We start from the raw sequence: 25837 nt of genomic DNA on the forward strand, positions 1-25837 counted from the left end.
TTAAGCCCCATTCCCTACGACTCGTTGCACACAACCGCGAATCCCATCAACGGCTTAACCCATACCAAATACTCCGGGGGCGAGTCTGCCGATCTCACCTAGGGGGGATGACACCCACACCTCCCCACGCCCACTCTGCCTGTCACCGACACTGGCAACCTTCGGATCAGGAATGCCTTCGAACTCTCCATCAACTTCGATCACCGCCATCTTTCGCGAAGCCTCCCAGGACGCACGCGACCTGGTCAGCAGGCTTGTTGCGCGAAAGAGCGAGAGCCTCGACTGGGTCGACGATTTGCGTCAACTTCAGTTTAGCTATCTCGATAAAAGCTCTCAGAAAAGGGACCGAGAATGTCGGGCCGGGTGTTCTGGGTGCTGTCTATCGGCTCAAGTCGATGTGACGGGAATCGAAGCGATCGCCGTTCGTGACTATTTGCGCATGTGTGTTGATCCTTCGACGCTAGCCAAAATCCAATCACGCCTGGAACGCGTCACCCAGCGTCGCATTGACCAGATGCGAGGGATGGCCCGCCAGCTGCCTCTGGCTTGTTCGATGCTGGGGGAGGATGGACGCTGCATGGTTTATCCCGTTCGCCCGGTAATCTGCTCGGGCGTCTTTTCTACCAGCCGCGATGCCTGCCTGGATGCCGAGCAAACCGCTAAAGCGGGGGATTTTTCGAGTACCATCCCTTTAGATAACGATGCGATTCAAGCCACTGGTGGGATCTCGGGAACTTTGCAGCGAATTCTCGTGGAACACAAGCTCGACGGAAACCTGTACGAGTTCAACTCAGCTGTTCTCGCGGTCCTGGCAGAAAAAAACGCGCTGAATCGCTTCCTGGCCGGCGAAGATCTGTTTCGTGACGCCATCTGCACCGATGCGCATTCCCCACCCAGAAAACTGGCTGTTCGTAAACCCAATTTTCTTAAAAAGCAAGCCGTCAGGCGAGCATGATCGATTGCGTTTAACCTCTTATCCCAGGTTGCCAAAGTGAAATCGTTGCTGGTACCGTAGGGGAGTTGTTGCAACGTTGCCAGCGTGCAAGGAGCGATGATCCACTGCTGCTGGGCGACAACAGAGCATTTTCGGGGCTACCTACTTGGGAACGATCGATCTATGGAATTCACCGCTGGCTTTGAGCATTTCGTTCGCACGGATGAGGCGTTAGCTCCCTACACCTGGTTGAAACTGGGTGGCAGCGCCGAGTATTTCGCAGAACCTACCACCATCGAAGAGCTAGCCGCCGCTGTCAAACGTTGTCGCGAGAATGAACTTCCCGCTCGCGTACTGGGTGGCGGCGCGAACCTGCTGGTCCACGACGAGGGGGTCCCGGGACTGGTGATTCTTCTCAGCCATCCGACCTTCAGCGGGATTAGTATCGACGGAAACCGCATGACCGTCGGCGGTGGTGCAAAGTTATCCCACGCCGTCAGCACCGCGGTTGGCAACGGCCTGGCAGGCCTGGAAGCATTGGCCGGTATCCCTGGAACCATCGGCGGGGCACTCCATGGCAACGCAGGCGCAAACGGTGTCGACGTCGGCCAACGCGTGGTCGAAGCCACCGTGATGACGCGATCTGGCGAAGTGCAAACACGCACTGCCCAAGACCTGCAGTTCACCTACCGTCAAAGCAGCCTCGACGAATTGGCAATCCTGAGTGCCGTTTTCGAGCTGGAACCAGCGGACTCGCCAGAGCTAACACGACGGATGCAAAAGTTCTGGATCGTGCAGAAGGCGGCCCAACCGGGTGGTTCAGAAAACTTTGGCTACCTCTTCTTCGATCCACCAGGCATTTCGGCAAGCTCTCTGATTGAGCAATCTGGTCTCAAAGGAACGAAAGTGGGTGGTGCCGAGATTTGCGCTGAACACGCCAACTTCGTTATCGCCGGTGACGGAGCTACTGCGAACGACGTCATTCGCTTGGCCGAGCTGGTGCAAAGCCGAGTTAAAGAGGTGACCGGTATGGATTTAAAGTGCCAGCTGACCGTTTGGTAGCAGGCAACTGCAAGCAGCCTCGAGTGCCCTCAGAGGGGCTACTTTGGGGGTGTTTCTTCCATAGAGCAAGATTCACCAATCGCTGGTCAAGTTGCCTGACTTGACCAGCCGATCTGATTTACAAGGGCAAGTCTTTAATTCCATAAAAGCGCGTGGAGACGCGTTTATAGGAATCGAATGATTCATTATGCTCTTCGCAGATGTAGCGGCGGATCTCGCCGACAGCCAAGGATTGGCCAACTTTCACAAGGATGCTTCCATTGGGTCGCAGCACTCAAACCCCGTCGGGTTTGCTGGGCTTGGGTTCACCAGCCGGGCGACAGCTATTGCTGTGCGTCGTCATCGTTGTAGCATTCTTGCTGATGATGGTCGCCGGATGGAATCGCTACGCCGATCAGTTTGCTGCTCGCGAAGAATTTCTGCTCTCGCCGCGCGAGATCATGATCACCGCCCCACCTGCTTGGATTCAGTCGGACGTCTTGATCGATGCCGTTCAAAAGGCCGATCTTCCCGATCAACTCGATTTGCGTGACCGAGAACTGACCAATAAAGTCGCTTCAGCGATCTCGGCCCACCCTTGGGTTCGCAGCGTCAATAAAGTAGTGAAACAATACCCGGCAAAGGTCCTTGTGGAAGTAGAATACCGCCGACCTGTGGCCATGGTTGAAGTTGAGTTTGTTGACGAAGGGGCCGTTCGTCGCGGTTTGATTCCAATCGACGTCGAAGGAACCGTCCTACCGCCTGGCGATTTCTCACGTATTCAGGCTAACGATCGCTATCCGCGCATTCAGATCGACCTCAAGCGACCAATGGTCGAAGCCGGCATGAAGTGGGACAACCCACGTGTTGCCGAAGCGGCCCTGATTGCCGCCGAATTGCTTCCACATTGGAGCGATCTAAAGCTGAATCGAATCATCCTCAAGGGAGATTCTGGGCAGCACTACGAACTAGAGCTCACCGATCAAACGCGAATCATCTGGGGAAGCCCGCCCGGCAAAGAATTGCCGCAAGAGACGATCGCCCAGCATAAAGTTCAGGTGATGCTGCAGAAAGCGGCGGAGTCGGCTCTTTCAAGCCATGCAGCTCAGCCATCGCTCGACCTGCGAACTGCCGGCCGAGCGGTAACCGGGCTTAATCCAGTACATCGATAACGAAGTGGCTAAACACTTTTCTCTGTTTCTGACGAATTGAACATTTCGGAGTCAGATGCTGGGATCGCTGGTGGAGTTGGCCATTGATGATCCAGTGTGATTTCTGAGCGGCGGATTGAAACACACTCAGGTGCCTCAATTCCAATTCGTACAGATTTGCCCGTGACTCTTAGCACGGTCACGGTAATTCCATTGCCGATTTCGATTTTCTCACCGACTCGGCGGCTTAGAACTAACATAGCGTCCTTGCCTCATACTGAGTGTTGCTGCGGGCTACGCGTCTACCTGAGGTGCCATGGCCTCGTTTCGCCGGTTCCGTGCAGCGAAGCAGTCGCGTAGCGGAGGATAAAAGAAGAGGAGATGAAGCGAGTTAGCTTCACCCCTCTGAGTATAGAAATCTCGCCGCGTTTCGCACCCAAGAAAATTAGGGAAAACCGAAATTAACAGGCAAAAAGGCAAAGTTTTTCAGGCCAGCCTATTGACATCAACAACGATAAATAATTACTCACCGGGTATCTGATTGAGCGTGTAGTATAGCACGTCGTGCCACAGCGAATCGCCACTCTTCTCGCGAATGCCGGGGAAGTGTATCTCGTGAATGTGCCCTTCTTTAAGCTCGTCGAGCGTGATCTTTACCGACATGTTATCTGCGGCAACTTCCACGTTCTTAATGGCCGGTTTGGCGTGCTCTACTTCAGGACTACCGTAGCTCGACTGATAAATATAGGTATACGTGTCGATGTAAATCGCATCGGTCTTCTTCGCCGACTCGGGATCGATCGGTTTGGTAAACGTAACGGTGAAGCCATCGGGATTAGCTTTCACGTCGAGAAGATCGAACGGTGTTGTGCCGGTCCAGTTGATTCGTTCCAGCGAGAAGGGCTTGTTCCCACGCGAGCCCCAGCCCCGGTTCGTTCCGCCGACAAACAGATTGCCATCAGAAGTCATCCACAGTGGCAATGTGCCTGAGCCAATGCCTTGCAGGAAAGGAATACAGGCTCCCTGGTAACGTCCATTCACTTTTTCCAAGACCACACGCATGACGGTGCTGTGCGACTGATCTCCTACGAGCATTTGCCCGGCGAAGGGACCGAACTTACCTTCCGAGCGATCGTAGTCGATCCCGCTGGCCGATTTGCCCATCTTGTCGTAAGGGAACAGAACGGCGGCCGGCATGTACTCAGGGATCTTCTTGGCTTCGATATGGAAGCGGCTGTTGCTCTCGGGGTCTTGCGGACGCGGCCCCATGTTGGGTGCCAACTTGTACCAATCATTACCGCCCGGGTGCCCCACGAAGTGGCCTGGTACCAGGTGCTTCAAACCACTGGTACCATTCCAAGGGCCTTGATTATCAGTATAGAAGATATCACCGGCAGCGTTCTTACCTATGCCGCCAGGACTGCGAACGCCACTAACCGTAGGCGTTGTCGTTCCATCTTCATTGACTCGCAAGCACCATCCGCGGAAAGGGACCTGGCTAGAGAACGATCCGGTCAGGCACAGCGTGACCCAGATGTTTCCTTCCTCGTCGAACCGCGAACCAAAAGCGTATTCGTGGTAATCGCCTGAAACACCCCAGCCATCAGAAACCACTTCAAATTCATCCGCTTCCCCGTCACCGTCTGTATCGCGGATACGCGAGACGTCGCAACGCTGCGTGACGTACAACCAGCCGTTGCGGTAAGCGAGCCCCAGCACTTCGTGCAAGCCGTGCGCGTAACGCTTAAAGGTCGTATCGGTTTCCGGAGAACTGGCCTTGGGGTTCGAAACCATATAGATTTCACCCCGACGTGTGGAAACGGCCAGCTTGCCGTCCGGCATCATTTCCATCGCGCCAACTTCCAAGACCACATCATCAGGAATCGGCAGGGGCGTAATCTTGTAGTACTTCTCTTGCTCGTTGTCCTGGGCACTCGCCATAACCGTGGAGCAGAGGATGATCAAAAAGGTGAAACTATATCGAAACATCGGCCAGTGCCTTAAATGTGTACGAACAAGCGATTGAGAACCGGCAGGATGAATTACCAAACGTACTTCAATTGGAAGGTCGACGGCTGATCTCCACTGGGGACCTCGACCAGCAAGTCATTGTGTTCAGGGCGGATGGTCGCCTTGGCTCCGATCACTTGCAATTTGAGTCCATCGCCAATCTGGAACCAGCCTTCTTCCAGGGCGTGAATTCCTCCGCCAGACAGAGCACGGAACATCAGTGGCTTCGGAGTTGACGGCCCCTCGACGGTAATCTCACGCACCAGCGACGGGAACTCTTTGACCTTCTCGGCCTTGATCGCATCTGAAATCGTTTGTTCGCCAAAGCGATAACGGAAGGTCGGATTGTTGAGTGGATCTAGCTTGTAGCCCAGGAACTGGTAGCCAGCGTCTTTTCCACGCCCTTCGGGCCACTTGCGGCCGGGCTCTTCGAGCATGGCGAATGGAGTTCCGCCGGGAAGCTGTACCACGTTGTCTCCCAGCGGCGGCTGAAATCCTTGACCACGGCCGGTCCAGTGACGCGATGCGTCAATGAACGCTCCTTGCCAGATCAACGCCACGTTCATGTCATTCGCATCAAACGCGATATTGGCCTTCTCGGGGTATCCGATGCCAATGGCGCGGCTACCGGCACCTTGAATGAAATTGCGGTAGATGACAGCCTTTCGCCAAGCCACCAATTCGATCGGCTGCTCGCCAACCCCATAGGGCTTAGCGGCTTTCTCTTGATCACTCAGGTAGATCCAAATGGCCTCGATCTGTTGATCCGCGTCGCCACTGAGGATGCTTCGCATGACCGACTTGCCGTTCGGCCAGGCCGTTGGCATGCGAGTTCCCTTGCGGAATCGGGGAGGATCTTTCACGTAGGCTAAGAACCAGTCGTGATTCAACCGCCGAGTCATAAGGGTCATATCGATCCCCTGAACGCCTGAAGCTTTCTCGCCGGCGAACGTATGGCACTTGATGCAACCAAAGACCTTATCCCCAACCATATGGCGACCAGTGGCTTTAATGCGTCCTTCTGTTTCCGGAATCTCGATCGGGGGATGCTCGGGAAGTGTATCGAGACCTGAAAACAGGTCTTTCAACTGTCCCACGTTCTGACCACCGAAGTTCGGCATGACGGTCAGCATGTACGGACGATCCTTGGCCCCTTCACGCAGCACCTTCGTCATCCAGTCTGGGGAAAGCTTTGCCCCGACACCGTCGAGCGCTGGAGGAATTCGGCCTTCGTCTCCCATTTCAGCCTGGGACGTGTGGAAGTACGAATTCAAGTCGGCATGGATGCCGCCAATCTCATCCCGCTGATGACACGCATAGCAGTTGAACGTCGCCATGTGACGGCGAACACGCTGTTCTGGCTCCCAAGCGGCAACGTTCGGTTCTTTACGCCGCTTGATCGCTGCTGCCAAACTTTGACGCTGACCTTCGGTCAACTTGAAGTCAGGAGCTTTCCCAGGGGTAGCGGCTAAACAGCCTTGGCTCGTATTCAAGTCCGCCAGACCAGGTCCGTGCAAGGCCATCGCATCCGGTTTGATATCACCCAAGCGATGGCAGTTGGCACAGCCCAAGGAAACAAACTGAACACGCCCCTTCTCGCCCTTTTGCCCATCGACCTGAAACTGTTTCGACTTATCTTCCCCAGTCGACTTCTTCGCATCGAGAAACACGAAGTCCGCAACGTACGCGTTTCGCAGCCCGTTAGGGCCGTCCATCATGACATCGAACTCCGCCTGGCCACCCCCTTCAAAGTATTCGACGCGCAGCTCGTGCATGCCCGGTTCAAGCTTGATCTTGCCAGAGCGGCGACTCTTGGGATGAATGCCATCGTTGATGACAACCTGCTTGCCATCGATTTCCAGACGGCTTCCGTCGTCCGAATCGAGATGGAACGTGTAATCACCTTTCTGAGCGATACTGAGAAACCCTTCGAAGACGAAAGCAAAGTTGTCCGCTTGTTTCGCCAGCCCAATGTCGAACGACATCGCCTCGCCGGTTTCTTTCGGTTTGAGCTTCGAGAAGTCAGGCAGTTTGCTGAAGTTTCCTTCGTAGTAGGCGTACTGCAAGCTGGCCGGCACTTCGACATCTAAATCTTGCAGCAGATACTGAGCGAGTTTCGTGGCCTGATCCGTATTCAGACGCAATGCCGGCATGCGGCCTGAGGCGCGCACTTTCAGTGGGTCTTGCAGAAATGCAGCCAGCGAAGGAATCGAGTATTTAGCCTCCAACGTCCCCAGCGGCTTGAGTTGAGCCGCCTCGGAAGGGCTCCCTTCGCGGGGGCCATGACAGGCCACACAGCCGATTTCGTGATATAACTTTTTTCCTTCGTTGATCTCACGCGCGCGTTTGCGTGCCTCTTGCACGCGCCCGGTAGAAGCCAGGAAATGTGTCAGGTTTTCTATCGCTTCGGTGCGTTCCGCTGGTGGTAAATTCCCCAGGACATCGGGCATGGTCGCCCCAGGCTTCAGTTGGTGTGGATCGCTGAGGTAGGCCTGCAAGTATTCCGGACGCACACGACTACCGACTAGTGATAGATCGGGCGCGGCTTTGGCCGTAAGATTGCCAAGATCTGCATTGGACTGCTTATGACATGCGACACAGTTCAGTTCGCTCCATAATATTTCGCCCCCAGCAGCATCCGGCGTTTGGCTGTGAAACTGTTGGTACCCAGGAATGATGGGACCCGACTGCGCCCAGACAGGACTGACACTGACGACCGCGCAAATCCATGCGGCCATGCTAGTCCAGCGAAACAAGCTCATCATGCGTGTTGCCAATTGTGGAAAATATGGAAGGCGAGCATCTACGGTGCGTAGGGTAGGAAAATAAGGCACCACAGATAGAAAGGTTACGGGCCTATTTCATCGCGATAGTTCCCAAGTGTCAACTAAGCCCATAAGATTTATTTTATGGTTTATCCAGAATTGCAATCCAGCTGAGTATTTTTTCGGCCCCAGAAACCGCATAACGGCGTGTTATAGAAACTAGTGGGTGCTATTGCGCTGGACGCGATCGGCCAACTCATCCAAATCGTTACGAAGCGACTCTAAGGTTTCTGGCAGTGTCGGGTCGGAGAGATCGACCTGGGTGGAATCTAACTCGCGCAGCTTTTGAACGGCCAAGTTGGCTCCAAAATTAGCGGCCATACCCAGCAACTTGTGAGCGAAGAAAGAGAACTGCTTCGGATCGCCCGATTCTTTGGCCACAATGAGTTCATCGAATTGTTGCTGATAATGCTCACAGTAAACCTGCATCAATTTCACCCGAAGTTCTTCGGGATAAGACGAAAGGGGATCGTTGTCTTCCTCTTGCCTGGAACTGCTTTCCGTTGTCGCGTGAAAGTCTCTTTTCTCTTGGGCACCTGGTTCATCAGGGCTTATCGTGCTAAGCACCGACCGCAAGCCTTCGAGAGTCACCGGCTTGGTCAGAAAGCCATCCATGCCGGCAGCTTCCGTCTGTTGACGAAATTCGTCGGTCGCATGTGCCGTCAGGGCAATCACCGAGGGACGCCGCCGATCGGAAGCGAGACAACGCTCGATTAACCTCTGGAAGAAGTCGAAACCAGTGCCATCGGGAAGTTCCAGGTCCAGCAGGATGACTTCCGGCCATTTCTCATCGATTCTCTCGAAGCCTGCGGCAATCGAATCGGCAAATCGATGGGGGACCGACAGTTCGTCAAGCATCGCTCCGACCACAAGGCGATTTGCCTCGACATCTTCGACGACCAATAAGTTCGCCTTCGCCAGCGAAAGCATTGCTTCCGCAGGAGCAGTCTTATCATGCCGCCACGGATCGGTCATATCGATTGGGCTGAATGATTTCTGGAAGGGTATCTCCAGGATGAATGTCGTTCCGGCTCCTAGCTGGCTGACGACCCGCATCCGGCCATTCATCGCTTCCACCAAACGGTATGCAATACTCAATCCCAGTCCCGCGCCTCCGTGCTTATCACGATCGCGTTCGGCCTGCTTGAAAGGTTCGAAGATCGATGCCTGATCTTCGGGCGAGATACCTGGTCCCGTGTCGGTCACCGTGATATTGCAGAGGATTTCGTGGGCATGATGCCGTTGCACTTCGGCTTCGACCAGCACTTTTCCTTCGGTCGTAAACTTCAGGGCATTCTGAATCAGATTCACCAGAACTTGTCTCAGACGGTTTTCATCACCCAGCACCCACAGATCGAGATCGTTTGATACGGTCAGCTCCAATACCAAGCCTCGCTGCCGGGCCTGGTGGGTGAACATCTCGACGACCCGATCCAAAGTTTGCTTCGGATTGAGCGGATCCTGCCGTAGCTTGAAGTCCGTATCAACTTCCAGCTTCGACATATCGAGAAGGTCGGTCAGCAGCCCCATTAACGACTGGGCGGAATCATGTATCGTACTGATAAGATTCTTTTGGTTGTCGATCAGACGACCGCGCAGAAGCACCTCAGACAACCCCAGAATGGCATTCATCGGTGTGCGCAGTTCGTGGCTCATCTTGGCCAGGAAACGGGTCTTCTCCTGATTCGCGGCCTCGGCGGAATCCTTGGCTGTTTCCAATGCTTCCGCATTTTCGCGAAGCCGTGTGACCATCCGCTGTATCTGGCTGACCGCTGGCCGAAAAATGAACAGCCCTTCGCACAACAGAACAACCAGAGTAATCAACAGCAGCCCTCGTTCTACTCGCTTCAAACTAGCGACGCGGCTCTCTGCTTCTTGATCGTAGGTGTAAACAATCTGGTCCATTCCGGCCAGAAATTCTCGTTCGTTTGCCAAAATGACATCAAGCGACGGCGTAATGCCTGGCCCGTCTTGCTCGTCGAGATCGGCGGATAGAATCGACATTACCGCCTGACGAATGGCCTGAAAACTGGGCTCCAGTTCGGCATACAACTCGGTAACCGTTTCGCTATTGTGACCAGGCAAACCAAGTTCTTCATTGCCAACTTGTAACCCTCGATGGCAGGTCTCCCACAAATCGAGAGACTCCCGCAGTTCATTTCGAGCTTCCACTTTCTCGAAAGGACTATCGCTGATATCGATTTGCAGGGCCAGCTTGGTGATCTTTTGACTCAACATTCGCTGGCGTCCCGCGATGTTGATGACCGTTGAATCACTCGACTGCTGCTCTAAGCTCTGCTGAACCAGCACTTGACCCAGAATAGTAAGCAATGCCACCGCGCTCAGCGCGAGCACATACATAACGGTTAAGCGATTCGCTGAAGACCTTGCAGTGGGAATGCCTTTTCCCGGATCGGTCATAAGATTAAACCGTGCTCACGAACTCTTCGATCGCCAGCCCAAGATAGTGAATCTTCTTGCGGAGACTGGTACGCGTAATTCCCAGCATACGGGCCGCCTTGGCCTGATTACCAGATGTCTTCCGAAGAATAATTGTCAACACATGTCGTTCCATTTCCATGACCGAGTCGGCATAGAGATCGTTGGAACCGGCCTCCATCTTGTCCATGATGAAATCCTCCCAGTCGCAGACGTGCGAGGAAAGCACCTTGGTCTCTAGACTGTCGCTGTTGCGAGGCATGTCCCGCAAGGCATTTCGCAGGTAATCCCCGGCAATGACCGTGCCTCGCGATTCAATGAGTGCCCGGCGAAGGACACTGCGAAGCTCGGCGACATTCCCTGGCCAAGGGTAGTCCGACAACAGCCGAAGCGCCTCGGGAGAGGTACGCACAGCCCCTGATTGGGCGATGCGTTCGACGCGGCAGAACTGACCTACGAAGTGATCCACTAACTTAGGCAGGTCGGCACCACGTTCACGCAGCGGAGGAATGCGAATCATGAAGGCGCTCAGCAGATAGAACAAATCATGCCGAATCACCCCTTCCGCAGTCAGCCTTTCGGCATTCCTGCTGGAAGTGAAAATGAGCGTTGTATTGACCTGAACGGGCTCGTGCCCCCCAACTCGTTCGAACGTTTTATCTTGAATGAAGCGAACCAACTTGCTTTGCAGTGGCTGCGGAATCGCTGAAACATCTTCCAGCAAAACGGTCCCTCCGTGGCACTGCTCGATCTTACCGATACGCCGATCGACTGCGCCTGACAGGGCATTTGGTTCGTGCCCGAACAGTTCACTCTCCAGCCACTCGGCGTTGAAATCGCTGCAAACGACCTTCACAAAGGGACGATCTTTACGGCGACCGTGCTGATAGATGGCTCTTGCGACCAGTTCTTTACCGGTGCCAATCTCCCCTTCGATCAAAACAGGGACGTCGTGGGCCGCGGCTCGACCGATCGCTTTATAGACTTCCTGCATCTCGGGACACTGGCCAATCAGGTGGTCCGCGCCATCGATCATCGGATCGACCTGCGATGGCAACTGCACCGGCATCAGCATCAATCGTCGGCTCTCAAGCGCTTGTTGGGTCTTTTCAACGACCTTTTCCAACTGTAGCGGCTTGGCCAGGAAGTCGAACGCACCTTGCTTCATCGCTTCTATTGCCAGATCACTGGAATTGCGAGCGGTGACAAATAGAACCGGAAGTCGTGCGTCGATTCGATTGATTCGCCCGAGTATTTGCAGACCTTCCCCGTCGGGAAGTAGGTGATCGAGAATTAGCACGTCGGGACGAAACTGAACAAGTTGCTGAAGCCCGGTAGTTCCTGTTTCAGCATGCTGAACACGAATATCTTCCTGGTTCAAAGCCGTGCGAACCACGGTCGCTACGCTGGGATCGTCATCAATCACCAAGACGCGGCGTTCACGTTTCGTCCCGAGATAATTTTGCGTTGTCAATTTGTTGCAGTATCAAAGTAAATAGAGAGATTCCGCCCATCCAACTCAGCAGCTACGCACGATGCATGCAATTCATGTACCGGCGAACATGTTGAAACCCGCAGCCAATTCCCATCTACCTACTGACAAACAACTTACGACACACGCAATTACCTTAAGAATGTACAATTCACCGCAGCGCTCGATTTCTTACGCTTTGCGTGCGCTCTTTTTAGGCACGAAAAAAGGGACAGCGAACGTGTCGCCATCCCTCTTTGTTGTCAAACTTTATTTCTAGGACTGTGTCTTAGAACTGCACGCTGAATTGTGTGTAGAAGAAGTCTGCATCCCCATCGAACACATTTGGATTGATCGCGTTCTGATCCTGGAAGTACGTTCCCGTGAAGAAGTGCGAATACCCGAAGATAATGTCCGACCGTGGAGTCAGTTGGCACTTGGCCATGAAGTCGATTTCCTGACCCAGGTAACGCGAACCAGCTGGTGTCGTGCCTGGATAAGGATTGTTGGTGACCGTATAAGGGACGTCATCGCTGTTCTGGCGATTGAAAATGTGGTACCAGACAATCAGGGTCCAAGGATCGCAAGGTTTGGCCGTCAACTGAACATTGATGTCCTCAATGTTGTTGCGTGCGAACAAGTCCATCCAGCCCAGGTAAGCATGTGCCAACGGGAACAATTGGTTGAAACCGTCGCGTGGAATCGCGTCGCCAGATGCCCAGTCGTAGTAAACCATGACTTTGGGCTTCCAGCACATTTCCTTGAACTGGTGACCAAACCCGAGGGTGAAGAATCCAGCATTGTGATCGTTGTTCTGAAATTCACCAAATTGGTAAGCACCTTCCAGATCGTAAAGAATCGAGTGTTTTTCACCATTTACACGGCTACCAAACGTTTGGTAACGGAATGGACCAGCAGCACCACCACCGTTGTTTTCGTAACCCAACCAGTACAGGTCGATGGTTCCCAGTTCGCTCTTCTTGTAGGTCGACCAGACGCCGTAGAACGATTGATCCAGGTTTGACGAGTCCCAGTCGTTCAGGCTCTTCCGCACCGGACGCGTCGCAAAGGCGTCGATATCCAGGGCATCGCTACGGTAGAAAGCCTTGAGACCGTCGAAGGTACGACGAATATTGGCCCAGTCCAGTGGCGAAACCAATCGCTGGCTTCCGTACAGCAGTTCCTGACGACCAACACGGCCATACCAGGCACCATCGCACGTTTCCATCAACTTAGCGTCGATGAAAAGGTTCTGCATTTCCCAATAGTTTTCATCGATTGGACGCGGCGGTGCCGTTTCGAATTCGCTAACCGCATGCAGCATTTCGCCATAAATGCGGATATTTTCATTCACTTCGTAGTTGGCGAACAATCGCAAACGCTGCAACAAAAAGTTGTCGTCGACACCGTTGAGAAATGGCTTCATGTTTTGTTCGTGGTGATATCGAGCACGGTATTCACCACCGATATCCAGAACGCCGCAGTCGCCAACGCACATCCGCTTCAAATCTTCGCCCAACAGGCAACCGTCGTAGCATGGGTCGCACAAGTAAGAGAAGTTGTTGTCGTAGTAAAGCGTTTTGTAAGCACTGGCCGCCTTCTTCTTAAGCTCAGCGACCTTCTTAGGGTCACAACCGGAAGCATCGGCAGCTTCCATCATGGTCGATTCAGCATATTCGACGTTAGAAGTCGTCGAAATCGGTAAGGCCGGAATCAACATGTCCGACGGCGAAATCGCCTCGTCCAAGACTCGTGTTACCGGGGCGTTCTCAAGAAGCGCCGATTGCGGCGGTACCAGGTCTTGCGCGTTAAGCACAAATGGCGTGGCCCCACCCAGGCAAACTGCCAAAGCAGCTAGCCAAGAGGTTCTGGAATGGGTCATGGGTCGTTGTTCCTTCAACGAATAATCAATCCGCAGGTCAGTCCGTTTAGTGGGGTATTGCACATTTCGTCCGCGTCATTCGCGGTTCTTCAGGGTATTTGGGCAGGTTACTTCAAATACGTCCCTTTGGTGGTTGGGTTGAACACGCTGTGTCCTTAGGTGGCGTCAGAATGACCGCGCCACGCGACGCTCCGCGCAATTAATGCGCTTCACCAATGCTGCATCTGCTGACTGGGGCCGCAGGGATGCGCGGTCATTTTCTTCCCTGCGGCTAAACGCAATAGCCACGTAATCCATTGCATAGAAGCATGTTACGAAGTGGTCATTTTATTTTGGCACACCCATTGCGATTCCTTACCGTGCCACGTCAGCCACGGTGCAGTGCGCATCAATGCCGCTCATCGCTCCATTGTTGAAATCATCGCCCCCTCCGTTAATCCGAGTCACTTGTAGGAATCGAGCATGAACTGGACTGGACTTTGGAATCGCCACGCACTGTTTACCCCACTGCTCGCGATTGTGTTATTGGCTGGCTGTGCGGAATCGAAATCGACTGGCCCGAGCCTGGACGAACTTGACCTGAGTTCCCTTGCTGCCACCGTCGACACCGAGGCTGCTAAGTCTTCCGACACCCCCACCACTGAAACCGATACGGTGGCCACGCTGGCCGCCCCGGAAAAGAACAACCTGAAGCTCGGCTTCATCAAGCTGACCGACTGTGCCCCGCTGGTGATTGCCAAGGAAAAGGGGTTTTTCGCTGATGAAGGTCTGCAGGTCGACGTCGAAGCCCAGCCCAACTGGAAGACCCTGTTAGACCGCGTGATTAACGGCGAGTTGGATGGTGCTCATATGCTTTCCGGCCAGCCGATCGCCGCCACGATCGGTATCGGGACCGAGGCCCACATCATCACGGCCTTCACGATGGACCTCAACGGGAACGGCATCACCGTCTCGAATAACATCTGGCAGAAGATGCAAGAGAACGATGCCAAACTAAAGAGCCCTACCCCTCCCCACCCGATCTCGGCCGATTCACTTCGCCCGGTTGTCGACGAGTACCAAGCCAGTGGTACGCCCCTGAAGATGGGTATGGTCTTCCCCGTATCCACGCACAACTACGAACTACGGTACTGGCTCGCCGCTTCCGGCATTCACCCTGGCATGTATACCGAAACCGATACCGTGGGCGAAACCAACGCCGACGTCCTGCTTTCGGTCACACCACCGCCGATGATGCCAACCGTGCTGGAAGCCGGCAACATCCAAGGCTACTGCGTCGGTGAACCTTGGAACCAGCAAGCGGTCGCCAAGGGAATTGGCGTTCCGGTGACCACCAACTACGACGTCTGGAAGAACAACCCAGAAAAAGTATTCGGTGTGACGAAACGCTGGAACGACGAAAATCCGAACACCCATGTCGCCGTGATCAAGGCGCTGATCCGTGCCGGCAAGTGGCTGGACGAGACCGATGCCGACGGCAAGTTCGTCAACCGTGAAGAAGCCTGTCGCATTCTGGCTAAGCCCAACTACGTGGGTGCCGACTACGATGTCATCAAGAATTCGATGACTGGCTTCTTCTACTTCCAAAAGTCGGACAAGCGTCCGATGCCTGACTTCAACGTCTTCTTCAAATACCACTGCACCTATCCCTGGTACAGCGATGGGGTATGGTTCCTGACGCAGATGCGACGCTGGGGCCAAATCACTGAGCCCAAGTCGGCCCAGTGGTATGACGAAACGGCCAAAAAGATCTATCGTCCCGACATCTATCGCAAAGCTGCGGAAAACCTGGTTGCTGCCGGTCAACTGACCGACGCGGAAGTCCCCGCCAAGGATACCGACGGCTACAAGCCGCCAACGGAAAAAGGAGATTTCATCGACGGGGTCATCTACGACGGACACGACCCGATCGGTTATCTCAACGCTCACACCATTGGCAACAAAGACAACTAAACGCGTAGTGGGGTGGCCGGGGGAGGCGTAGGCGGAAGCCACCTCCGGCCCGTTACCACTATGCCCGACGATACCCACTACACCGATTCAACCGTACGAAAGATTCGCATGAAGTACAAAATCATCCGCATTCTGGACGTCGCCGGTCTCCGCGTGTTCGAGCCGGTTGTCCTGCTGTGCTATGGAGAAGACCCGAAGCAGCAGCTCAAACAAATTGGCCTCTATATCGCTATTCCGATCTTGGTGATGGTGGCCTGCGTGATCGCCTGGGACCAGATCGGTCCGCGTATCAAAACGCGTGCCGGCGAAGTCCCCACGCCAGCCCAGGTCGTCAAAGCCTACGACGGCATCGCCGACTTCCACAATCGCGAATACACCAAGGTCAGCGACTACAACGAATCGGGCGTAGGCCGTGAAAAAGCCCTGGCCACCGCTCAGGAAGAAATCCAATCGCTCGACGCCGAGTGGGAATCGATCAGCCAACAAAGCGAAGAGCTTCTCAACAAGTTATTAGCGAAAATCCCTGTGGCAGCAGCCAGCGAAAAAACCAAGATCGAAAGCGAATGGAAGAAGCTCAACGATGACCTGGCAGCTGCTCAAACGACTGCTATCGATGCTGCCCGCCAGAAGTTTGCCTTCGTCGAAGGGATCTCAGCTCAGTTCGTCTCTGCCAGCCTGACGAAACTTTCCGACGCGGTTAGCGCCCAAGAGCAAGCTTACAAGCAGGAACAACAAACACGTTCCAAGGCCCTGGTAGCCATGGCCAACAAGATTCCGGCCGACGATTACAAACAGAAAGTCGAGTACGTTCAGTTAGTCAACCAGCACCTGGAAAAGACCAACGACGAAAACGAACACCTCAAGTCGCTACGGTCAGAACTTTCCGAACGTCGCGGCAAGTCGCTTCCGGAAGTCGAATCACTGCGACAACAAATCAGCGCGACCGGCCAGAAGGCCGAGTTCCTGAAGACTCGCGTGAATTTGCTCACCGAAGGGAATCGCGAGCAGAAGGTCACCCAGGCAACTTCCGAAATGGAAGACCTGAAGCGGAAGTATGCCACCGCCAGCGGTCCTGAGATGTTCGCCTTGGCTCAACAACTGATCCAGCGTGAAGAACGCATCAATACGATCGCTGGTTCCGAGTTCGCCAAGCCACCGACGTTCTTTGATCAGATCTGGACAAGCCTGAAGTGTGTGTTCACGGGATTCCTCATCGCCACGGCCATCGCCATTCCGATCGGTGTCTGCTGTGGCATGAGCCGGGTGTTCATGGCCTCGATGACTCCGCTGATCTCGCTGTTCAAACCGGTCTCGCCGATTGTCTGGCTGCCGATCGTGTTCTTCATCGTCGGCGCGTTTATTACACGCCCCGATGAATCCTGGATTCAACCCTCGTTCCTCAGCTCGGCCATCACCGTTGCTCTTTGCTCGCTTTGGCCCACGCTGGTGAACACTGCCCTGGGGGTCTCAGCAATCGACCAGGACCACCTGAATGTGGCGCGAGTTTTGCGACTGGGCCTCTGGGATCGCCTGACCAAGATCATCATTCCTTCTGCCCTGCCCCTGATTTTTACAGGACTACGCATTTCGCTGGGGGTGGGCTGGATGGTGTTGATCGCCGCTGAACTTCTTTCCAGCAGCCCAGGACTTGGGAAGTTCGTGTGGGACATGTTCAATAACGGCTCGTCCGCTACGTTTGCCCAAATGTTTGTTGCCTGCGGTTTTGTGGGCGTCATTGGGCTATTGCTAGATCGAATCATGATCGTGTTCCAACGCATGGTCAGCTTCGACGGTGCTCCTACGGCTCTGTAATCCATGATTGCCAACGTCATACCTAAAGGAAAACGCCACATGGCAATCCTCGAACTAGACAATGCCACCATCGGATTTGGCGAGTCCCACCGCCGATATACGGTGCTCGAAGGAGCCAATCTGAAGGTTCACGAGAATGAATTTGTCGCGATTATCGGATTCTCTGGCAGCGGGAAATCGACTTTGATTTCCCTGCTGGCAGGGCTCCTTCTGCCTGATGAAGGGGCAGCCCGCTTCAAAGGTAAGCAGATGAAGGGGCCTGGTCCCGATCGCGGAATCGTTTTTCAGAATTATTCTCTGCTTCCCTGGCTGACCGTTTACGGAAACATCGAACTGGCGGTGAAGCAGGTCTTCCCTAAGTTCACCCGTAGTAAGCGGCGTGATTACGTCCAGCACTACATCGACATGGTCAGCCTGACCGGCAGCGAAGCCAAACGTCCTTCCGAACTATCCGGCGGGATGCGGCAACGACTGTCGCTGGCCCGAACGTTGTCGATGCAGCCAGAAGTGCTGCTGCTAGACGAACCGCTAAGTGCCCTGGATGCCCTCACGCGGAGCGTTCTGCAAGACGAAATTATTCGATTGTGGGAAGAAGATCGCCGCACCGTGGTCATGGTCACCAACGACGTGGACGAAGCCGTGCTAATGGCTGACCGCATCGTTCCTCTTACGCCTGGCCCGTCGGCCAAGCTCGGCCGTGAGTTCCCCGTGACACTCGATCGTCCGCGCGATCGAGCCACGCTGAACTTCAACCCCGAGTTTAAGAAGCTCCGCAACGAGATCACACGCTACATGATGGGCATCAACGAAGAAGCGAAACAACTGCGAATCGCTTCGGATGTGATCCTTCCCGATGTCGAACCGATTCGTTTCGGCGTCGCTTAACGTTCAACCAAGGAAACGTCATGTCACAAGAGAACCGCTTCGTCGAAATGTACCGCCTCGTCAAGGCGTACCCCAATCCTTTCGGCGACGACGTAAAAGTGGTCGATGGCTTCAACCTGATTTTGAAGAAGGGAGAAGTCGTCAGCCTGATCGGTCACTCCGGTTGCGGCAAATCGACCGTGCTGACCATGGTCTCCGGGCTCAATCCGATCTCCTCTGGCAGCGTGGTTGTTGCCGGCAAGGAAATTTCAGGGCCAGGTCCCGATCGTAGCGTGGTGTTTCAAGCACCGTGCCTGCTGCCGTGGATGACGGCCATGCAGAACGTACGAATGGGGGTCGATCGCGTTTACCCTCATGCGACCCGTACCGAACGCCGCCAGATCTGCGAGTACTACCTGAGCGTCGTCGGTCTGGCCGACTCGATGGACAAGTACCCCCGAGAAATGTCAGGCGGCATGCAGCAGCGTGTCGGGATCGCTCGAGCCATCGCCCTGAAGCCCAACATGCTGCTCTTGGACGAACCGTTTGGCCGCCTCGATTCGCTCACGCGAATGGAACTGCAGGACGTCATTCTGGGCATCCTCGACAAAGAAAAAATCACCACCATGCTCGTCACGCACGATGTCGACGAAGCGATCTACATGGCCGACCGTATTTGCATGATGACCAACGGCCCCAATGCCAAGGTCGGACAGGTACTGGAGCTTCCCCTGCCCCGTCCGCGAAACCGAGCCGAGACGCTCGAGCACCCGTTGTACTACGAACTCCGCGGTTCTCTGGTCTCCTTCCTGGAAGAACAGGAACGCCACAAGCATCACAAGCCGAAGTCCGCCGAACCGGAAGAAGCGACTCCGCAGCCAACCGTCACGCTGTCGGAAGAAGAAGACTCGCCAGCATCCGAAAACGTTACCGCCAACGCTTAACACTTGATCAAGGTACGAAATGGACATGACCACAACGATCGCACCTTCGGTGTTATCCAGCGTCCACGTCTGGATCTACAACGAGAACGCGGGCCAGCTAGTCGGTGCTTGCGGCTACCCGGAATCCCCCGCTGGCCCACCAAACCACGAATTGATTCACGTGTCGGTCAGCGAGCGACGCTCGGCTATTCGCTGCCCCGACCAGAACACGATCGAAATCGCTTTGCCGATATTGATCACCAACGAGGTCGTCGCTGCAGTTCTATTCACAGTGCATACACCGGAAGACTGCAAGATCGCGCTCGAACGTTGGTCGCGAACCGATCGCGACGAACTCGGCCTGGCCGAATCGGCTTACCGCGGCCTGGCGCACTTCGAGACGATCAGCCCCTATGTCAAGTTTCCCCGCGGTTCGGGGCTGCCTGGCGAGACGTGGGACGATCGCAAATCGCGTATCATTGCCCGCATCGATCAAGCCAAAGCGTTCATGCGTGCCGCCGGTGCTCGCAAGGAAGGCTTACGCTACGGCCTGGGCGTTCCGATCATGGCCACCGAGCACGAACTCGAATGCGTGCTGGTCTTCCTCAGCACGGTCGACTTCCCCTTCCAGCAGGCCATGGAAACGTGGGCTCCCAGCCAAGACCAAACCGAGCTCAGGCTGGTGCAATCCAGTTACGCCGTCGGTATTTCTCCACCGCAGCGATCGATCGTTAACTATGGCGAAGGAATCGTCGGTCAGTGCTATGCCTCGCGAATTCCCGTCATGATGCATAACGCCGACGACGACCACTCGCTCGTTCCGCTGTTCGATCAAGGGGCCCGCTTTGCGTTGGCAATGCCGATCTTCAACGGCGACCGTTTGGTCCAGGTTCTTACTCTCTTTGGCTAAGTCAACGGAATTCGCATGGCCATTGGCGAACAAAACGCGGAATTACAAATCGCTCCAGAATTCAACCTGGTCGACATGCTGTTGTCGGAACAACGCGACCTGTCGGCGGTCGAGCGATTCTCGCAGCGGCACGATCAACATGCCGATCCCCTGCTGGCCCCGACCTATCGCGAGTTGATTCCCCTCTCCGAGCCTGGTCCCGGCGAACAGTACGCATTCGAGGTAGACCTCGATGCTTGCTCCGGCTGTAAAGCGTGCGTGGTGGCCTGTCATAACATGAACGGCCTCGAAGAGTCCGAGACCTGGCGTCGCGTCGGCACACTGCAAAGCTCGGTTCCCTCGAAGCCGGTCGTTCAGCACGTGACGACGGCCTGTCATCACTGCGTTGACCCCGGCTGCCTGTCCGGCTGTCCTGTGCAAGCCTACGAGAAAGATCCCAAGCTGGGCATCGTCGTTCACCTCGACGACCAGTGCATTGGCTGCAAGTACTGCACGCTGATGTGCCCCTACGACGTCCCCAAGTTCAGCGAAGCAAAAGGGATCGTTCGCAAGTGTGACATGTGCCGTCATCGACTGGCCGAAGGGGAAGCGCCGGCTTGCGTTCAGTCGTGCCCCAACAGTGCGATCAAAATCACTATCGTCGACCAGGAAGGAATTCGCAGCGAATCGCTCGAAGGCAAATTCCTTCGTGGTGCAGCCAACCCCACAACCACCAACCCCACCACGCGTTACGTCGGCAAGTACCGTCTCGACGCCGAGATGGTTTCGGCTGGGGCTCAGGAGATCATCCCCAATCACGCTCACTTGCCGCTGGTCGGTCTGCTGACACTCACCCAGGCCGCACTCGGCATTCTTATCGCCAGTGCTGCCTGCCAGTGGTTTGGCGTAGGGGGCATGGTCAGTGCGATGCTGGCGACACTTGCTGCCATGGCTGGTCTCGCGGCCTCTGGGGCTCACCTCGGAAGACCGATGTATGGCTTCCGCGTGTTCCTGGGCCTGCGTACCTCGTGGCTCAGCCGCGAAGCCGTCCTCATGCCGGCCTTCGCTGGTCCCCTGGTGGGTTATGCGGCTTCCTACTTCATTCCGTTGCTCGAACCATTTCGCATGATGATGGCCTTGGCGGCCATTGGCGGCGGAGCGATCACGATCTTTTGTTCCGCGAAGATCTATATCGTCACGAAGCGCCCGTTCTGGCAATCGTCACTCACGTTCAGCAAGTTCGGCACGACGATCGTCCTGGCGGGCCTGGCTGCCTGGAACCTGGAAACCGCTTTGGCTGGCCAGCCTCCTTCGATCTTCGCCTTACTATTGATTGTCGCTGTGACGATGGCCCGCCTGGCATTGGAATATCAGGTTCTGTGCCAGGCAACTCTACCAACGACTGATCCCATCGCTCGCTCAGCGCGATTAATCATCGGCCCGTTGAAAGTGTGGCACCAGATACGAATCGGAGGCTGGATCCTCGGTGGGATCGTTTTGCCAACGGCACTTTTGACACTCGCAAGTCCTATTTCGGTCGTCTGCGCGGGGTTGGCCTTGGCCTGCCTGGCTGCGGCGGAATTGATTGATCGCGGACTTTACTTTGCCGCCGAATCCACACCAGCCATGCCGAACCTGCCCAAGTAAAAGGACGCGAACATGTCGACAGCAACCACGCCTAATCTGCTGAAACAGTTGATCTACGCCAAGGACGGTAGCCTCACTCGCGACCTGCTGCTGTACCCCGGTGAATATGGCCTGGGGAAAGTCCCGGCCGGCATCAAGCCCAACGCCACGACCACCTCGGTCTGCGGTTTCTGCTCGACCGGCTGCGGCCTCGAACTGCACATGAAAGATGGCCAGGCCGTCAATCTCAGCCCGGCGGTTGACTGGCCCGTGAATCTCGGCATGGCCTGTCCTAAGGGGTGGGAATCACTCACCATCCTGAAAGCGAACGACCGCGCCACGCAGCCACTGCTCAAAGGGGCTGACGGAAAGCTGGCACCCGTCTCGTGGGACGAAGCGATGAAGACCTTCTGTTCACGCTTTAAAGACATTCAGGCCAAGCATGGCAATGACTCGGTCGCGTTCCTTAGCACTGGGCAGATCGCTACCGAAGAAATGTTCTTCCTCGGTGCGCTCGCCAAGTTCGGCATGGGCATGCTACATGGCGACGGCAACACGCGGCAATGCATGGCCACTGCGGTCGTTTCCTACAAGGAATCGTTCGGCTTCGATGCTCCTCCGTTCACCTATGCCGACTTTGAAGAGTCCGACGTCCTGGTCTTCGTCGGTTCCAATCTTTGCATCGCTCATCCGATCATGTGGGAACGCGTACTCCGCAATCCGCACGATCCTAAGATCATCGTCATCGATCCTCGCCGTACCGAAACAGCCGTCGCCGCCACGCATCACTTGCCGCTGCGACCCAAGACCGACATGGCACTTCTGTACACGATTGCCAACGTGCTGATCGAAAAAGGCTGGATCGAAGAGTCGTACATCGCCAACCACACCAATGGCTTCGAGCAGTTCAAGCAGCATGTTGCACCCTACAAGCTGGAAGACAGCCTGACCAACTGCGGGCTCGCACCTTCGGCCGTCATGGAAGTCATTCAAGCGATTCACGACGGACAGCGGGTTTCGTTCTGGTGGACAATGGGAGTCAATCAAAGCCACCAAGGGGTCCGCACCGCACAGGCAATCATTAACCTGGCCTTGATGACCGGCAACATCGGACGCCCTGGTACCGGAGCCAACAGCATCACTGGGCAGTGCAACGCGATGGGTTCGCGCCTGTTCAGTAACACAACGAACCTGGTGGGGGGACATGAATTCACGAATGAGGAACACCGCCAGAAGATCGCTGGCATTCTCGATATTCCTGTTGCCAACATTCCGACTGAGAACAGTTGGTCGTACGACGGCATCATGGAAGGGATTCGTCGCGGCGATATCCGAGGCCTGTGGGTGATTGCCACCAATCCTGCCCATTCGTGGATTCATCAACAGGAAGCGAAGGAAACCTTTGCAAAGCTGGACTTTCTGGTCGTTCAAGACATGTACCACTCCACCGAAACGGCTGTGCTCGCCGATCTCATGCTGCCAGCCGCTGGCTGGGGTGAAAAGGAAGGGACGTTCATTAACTCGGAACGCCGCTTCGGCTTGCACAAGAAGGTGGTACCAGCCCCAGGCGAGGCCTTGGCAGACTTCCAGATCTTCCGCCTGGTAGCGCATTACTGGGGATGCGAGTCGATGTTTCACCAGTGGAAAACACCGGAAGACGCCTTCCAGGCGATGAAGAAGTGTTCGGCCGGTCAGCCCTGCGATATCACCGGCATCCGCGACTACCGCATGTTGGACGATGCCCGTGGTATTCAGTGGCCCACCCAATCCGACGAGAGCACCGGCGACGACTGGATGCCAGCGTCCCAGCGGCGTTTGTTTGAAGATGGCCAATACTTCCATGCCGACGGCAAAGCACGTTTCATCTTTGAACAACCCGAAGCCCCCGGCGAGGTCCCCAACGACGCCTTCCCACTACGCCTGTTAACCGGCCGCGGCACCGCGGCGCAGTGGCATACCCAAACCAAGACCTCCAAGTCGGCCGTGCTGCGGACGCTTTACTCGACGACCTTGCTCGTCGATATCAATCCGAACGATGCTGACTCGCTGCTGATCGAGCCACACGACTGGGTGCTGGTTCAATCGGCCCGCGGCGAGATTCGTGCCCGGGCCAATGTTACCTCCAGCGTCCAACCAGGGCATGTCTTCCTGCCGATGCACAACGAGGTCACCAATCAACTGACGTACCCTCAGTTCGACACCTATTCGCGTCAGCCGTCGTATAAGAACGCCGCCGTTCGCATCGTGAAATCGGTTTAAGAATTAGGCATTACACCACTTTATCAGGGACCGTTTTGCCTGGGCCGACGCCCTGAACACCAATTGTTCACGTCAATTAGATAAGCATAAAAACACAAGTGGGCACATCGAGCCTACTTAAAAGGCAATTCGACTCGGTCCCTGTTTTGCCCAGATAAAGTGGCGCAGAAAAAAACCTCTTCCTGACATCAGGAAGAGGTTTTTTCATTGAGCTCAAATTCAGCGACCAGCTTAGCGGCGATCACGTCCACCGCTATTACCACCTCCGCTTCCTCCACGGCGGCGACGACCACCGCCGCCACCACCACTGCGGCCACCTCGTTCATGAGGACGGGACGGCGGTGCGTTCTCGTGCCGCTCGATGTTCTTGTCGACCATGGCGGTCACTGCATCGGTCCACGAAGGAATCTTCTTGTGCTTGTCGCGTGGCTTGTCATCGTCTTCGTCCGATTCACCACGACGGCGACGTGAGGGGCGACGGCGACCACGCGGTGCTTCGTCGGCATCGTCATCGCTGTCGAGATCACTCTCGATGTCCAAATCGTCATCGTCATCATCGAAGTCCTCATCTTCCGAGCGACTTGGGCGACGACCACGAGGTGCTTCTTCCTGCGTTGATTCTGAATCGGAAGACTTACGCGAACGACGGCGACGTCGACGACGACGCGATGGGCGTTGTTCTTCTTCCCCTTCTTCCTTGTCCGAGCGAGAATCTCGGCTTTCGACTTCTTCGTCCAGGTCTTCTTCCTGGTCGTCATCGTCAACAGGGGCCGCTTCGCGAACTTTCACTTCTTCGTCGCCACGCGAGCGACGTCCACGGCGGCGACCACGGCCACGTCCGCGACGTTCACGTTGTGGGGCAAGTTCTTCTTCGTCCTGCTCGTCTTCGCCGGCATCAGCGTCCATCACATCGGTTTCGCGGGTTCCTTCGTCGAGGAAGATCCCATCGAAGCCTTCAAAGTCGTCATCACTCGTCGGGCGCGACTTAGCAGCAGGACCGCCCATGATCTCGGAGGCTCGCGTCTCGGCAGGCGAACGCTCAAGCGGCTGTTTGAAGGCCGCCAAGTGTGGGCTCTCCTCTTTCTCTTCCTTCTTGGCAACAACTGGTGCTTCGACCTTGGCGACTATTGGGGCCTGCTCAGCGGCCGGTGCTTCTTCCTCTTCCTCTTCCTCGTCGTCCTCTTCCTCTTCTTCCGGCGAGGCGAGGCCCAACATTGAGGAAAGCGAAGCCCAGTGGCTGCGTTTCTTGGGCTTCTTCTTTTTCGGCTTGGGAGCTTCTTCCGCGATCACTTCCTCGGTGGCGGCGACCGGGTCTTGATGCGGTGGCTCGACGATTTCTTGATTGTCGGCCGGTCCATCAGAAACCTGCGAAAGTTCGTCTTCCGGCTCGATTGCATCCTGGAATGCGTCTTCAGCTGCTTCCATATCGGAAACCGCAGCTTCTTCTTCCGCTTGCCGGGCAGCTTCTTCCGCAGCAGCGGCTTCGGCAGCGGCGGCAGCTTCGGCGGCCGCTTTTTCGGCAGCCTCTTTCGCAGCGGCTTCTTCTGCTGCTTTTTGCTCAGCCTCGCGAGCAGCGGCTTCGGCTGCTTCGGCCTTTTCGAGTTCTTCCTTCGAGATGGCACCAATTTCGGCGGCCAGGGACAACCAGTGCCCAGCTTTTTTCGAGTTGCTCATGTATAAAGTCAACGTTTGCCCGGTTTACGGGCCATGCCTTCCTGCATAAAGGGTATCCCCCGCCCTGGGTAATTACGGGCCATT

17 protein-coding genes are annotated in these 25837 nt (G+C 55.5%); 10 read left to right on the forward strand and 7 right to left on the reverse strand.

Annotation, left to right across the window (positions count from 1 at the left end):
- The first annotated feature begins 172 nt into the window (after nt 1–172).
- The 3 genes from C5Y96_RS24285 to C5Y96_RS24295 all read left to right on the forward strand — a co-directional run bounded on the left by C5Y96_RS24285 (nt 173) and on the right by C5Y96_RS24295 (nt 3147).
- The gene (locus C5Y96_RS24285) at nt 173–955 is read left to right on the forward strand and encodes a YkgJ family cysteine cluster protein (RefSeq protein ID WP_105358868.1); all 783 of its coding nucleotides are present in this window, start codon (nt 173–175) and stop codon (nt 953–955) included.
- Nucleotides 956–1117: 162 nt separating this feature from the next.
- Nucleotides 1118–1996 (forward strand): UDP-N-acetylmuramate dehydrogenase, encoded by an 879-nt coding sequence (gene murB / locus C5Y96_RS24290; RefSeq protein ID WP_105358869.1) that lies wholly within the window; start codon nt 1118–1120, stop codon nt 1994–1996.
- Nucleotides 1997–2256: 260 nt separating this feature from the next.
- Complete coding sequence (locus tag C5Y96_RS24295; RefSeq protein ID WP_146115793.1) at nt 2257–3147, forward strand: cell division protein FtsQ/DivIB; 891 nt, start codon at nt 2257–2259, stop codon at nt 3145–3147.
- Nucleotides 3148–3155: 8 nt separating this feature from the next.
- On the opposite strand, the gene C5Y96_RS24300 is transcribed toward C5Y96_RS24295, so the two are convergent.
- From C5Y96_RS24300 to C5Y96_RS24325, 6 genes are all read right to left on the reverse strand, one after another.
- Nucleotides 3156–3386: a carbon storage regulator gene (locus C5Y96_RS24300; RefSeq protein WP_105358871.1), complete on the reverse strand. Its 231-nt coding sequence runs from the start codon at nt 3384–3386 to the stop codon at nt 3156–3158.
- A 262-nt stretch (nt 3387–3648) separates the two neighbouring features.
- A complete protein-coding gene (locus tag C5Y96_RS24305) occupies nt 3649–5115 on the reverse strand; it encodes a hypothetical protein (RefSeq protein WP_105358873.1) in 1467 nt (488 codons plus the stop codon).
- Between the two features lie 53 nt (nt 5116–5168).
- Nucleotides 5169–7901, reverse strand: a complete 2733-nt coding sequence (locus C5Y96_RS24310; RefSeq protein ID WP_105358875.1) for a c-type cytochrome — start codon at nt 7899–7901, stop codon at nt 5169–5171.
- Nucleotides 7902–8120: 219 nt separating this feature from the next.
- Nucleotides 8121–10292, reverse strand: coding sequence for an ATP-binding protein (locus C5Y96_RS24315; RefSeq protein ID WP_158261408.1), 2172 nt, complete (start codon nt 10290–10292; stop codon nt 8121–8123).
- A 94-nt stretch (nt 10293–10386) separates the two neighbouring features.
- Nucleotides 10387–11874 carry a sigma-54-dependent transcriptional regulator gene (locus tag C5Y96_RS24320; RefSeq protein ID WP_105358879.1) on the reverse strand — a complete coding sequence of 496 codons (1488 nt, stop codon included), beginning with the start codon at nt 11872–11874 and terminating at the stop codon, nt 10387–10389.
- Nucleotides 11875–12160: 286 nt separating this feature from the next.
- Nucleotides 12161–13753, reverse strand: a complete 1593-nt coding sequence (locus tag C5Y96_RS24325; protein WP_105358881.1) for an alginate export family protein — start codon at nt 13751–13753, stop codon at nt 12161–12163.
- A gap of 462 nt (nt 13754–14215) precedes the next feature.
- Between C5Y96_RS24325 and C5Y96_RS24330 the strand changes: the two genes are divergently transcribed.
- From C5Y96_RS24330 to C5Y96_RS24360, 7 genes are all read left to right on the forward strand, one after another.
- Entirely contained in the window at nt 14216–15706 is a 1491-nt protein-coding gene (locus C5Y96_RS24330; RefSeq protein ID WP_105358883.1) for a CmpA/NrtA family ABC transporter substrate-binding protein, read from the forward strand.
- A 108-nt stretch (nt 15707–15814) separates the two neighbouring features.
- Complete coding sequence (locus tag C5Y96_RS27645) at nt 15815–17518, forward strand: ABC transporter permease (RefSeq protein ID WP_199188788.1); 1704 nt, start codon at nt 15815–15817, stop codon at nt 17516–17518.
- A gap of 39 nt (nt 17519–17557) precedes the next feature.
- Nucleotides 17558–18403 (forward strand): ABC transporter ATP-binding protein, encoded by an 846-nt coding sequence (locus tag C5Y96_RS24340; RefSeq protein WP_105358885.1) that lies wholly within the window; start codon nt 17558–17560, stop codon nt 18401–18403.
- Between the two features lie 20 nt (nt 18404–18423).
- Nucleotides 18424–19326 (forward strand): ABC transporter ATP-binding protein, encoded by a 903-nt coding sequence (locus C5Y96_RS24345; protein ID WP_105358887.1) that lies wholly within the window; start codon nt 18424–18426, stop codon nt 19324–19326.
- A gap of 25 nt (nt 19327–19351) precedes the next feature.
- Complete coding sequence (locus tag C5Y96_RS24350) at nt 19352–20215, forward strand: GAF domain-containing protein (RefSeq protein ID WP_105358889.1); 864 nt, start codon at nt 19352–19354, stop codon at nt 20213–20215.
- Between the two features lie 15 nt (nt 20216–20230).
- The gene (locus C5Y96_RS24355) at nt 20231–21841 is read left to right on the forward strand and encodes a DmsC/YnfH family molybdoenzyme membrane anchor subunit (RefSeq protein WP_105358891.1); all 1611 of its coding nucleotides are present in this window, start codon (nt 20231–20233) and stop codon (nt 21839–21841) included.
- A 12-nt stretch (nt 21842–21853) separates the two neighbouring features.
- The gene (locus C5Y96_RS24360) at nt 21854–24079 is read left to right on the forward strand and encodes a molybdopterin oxidoreductase family protein (protein WP_105358893.1); all 2226 of its coding nucleotides are present in this window, start codon (nt 21854–21856) and stop codon (nt 24077–24079) included.
- Between the two features lie 231 nt (nt 24080–24310).
- On the opposite strand, the gene C5Y96_RS24365 is transcribed toward C5Y96_RS24360, so the two are convergent.
- Nucleotides 24311–25753, reverse strand: a complete 1443-nt coding sequence (locus tag C5Y96_RS24365) for a hypothetical protein (protein ID WP_105358895.1) — start codon at nt 25751–25753, stop codon at nt 24311–24313.
- Nucleotides 25754–25837: the final 84 nt, after the last annotated feature.

Origin of the sequence: Blastopirellula marina, assembly GCF_002967715.1 — a bacterium.
Taxonomy (GTDB): domain Bacteria; phylum Planctomycetota; class Planctomycetia; order Pirellulales; family Pirellulaceae; genus Bremerella; species Bremerella marina_B.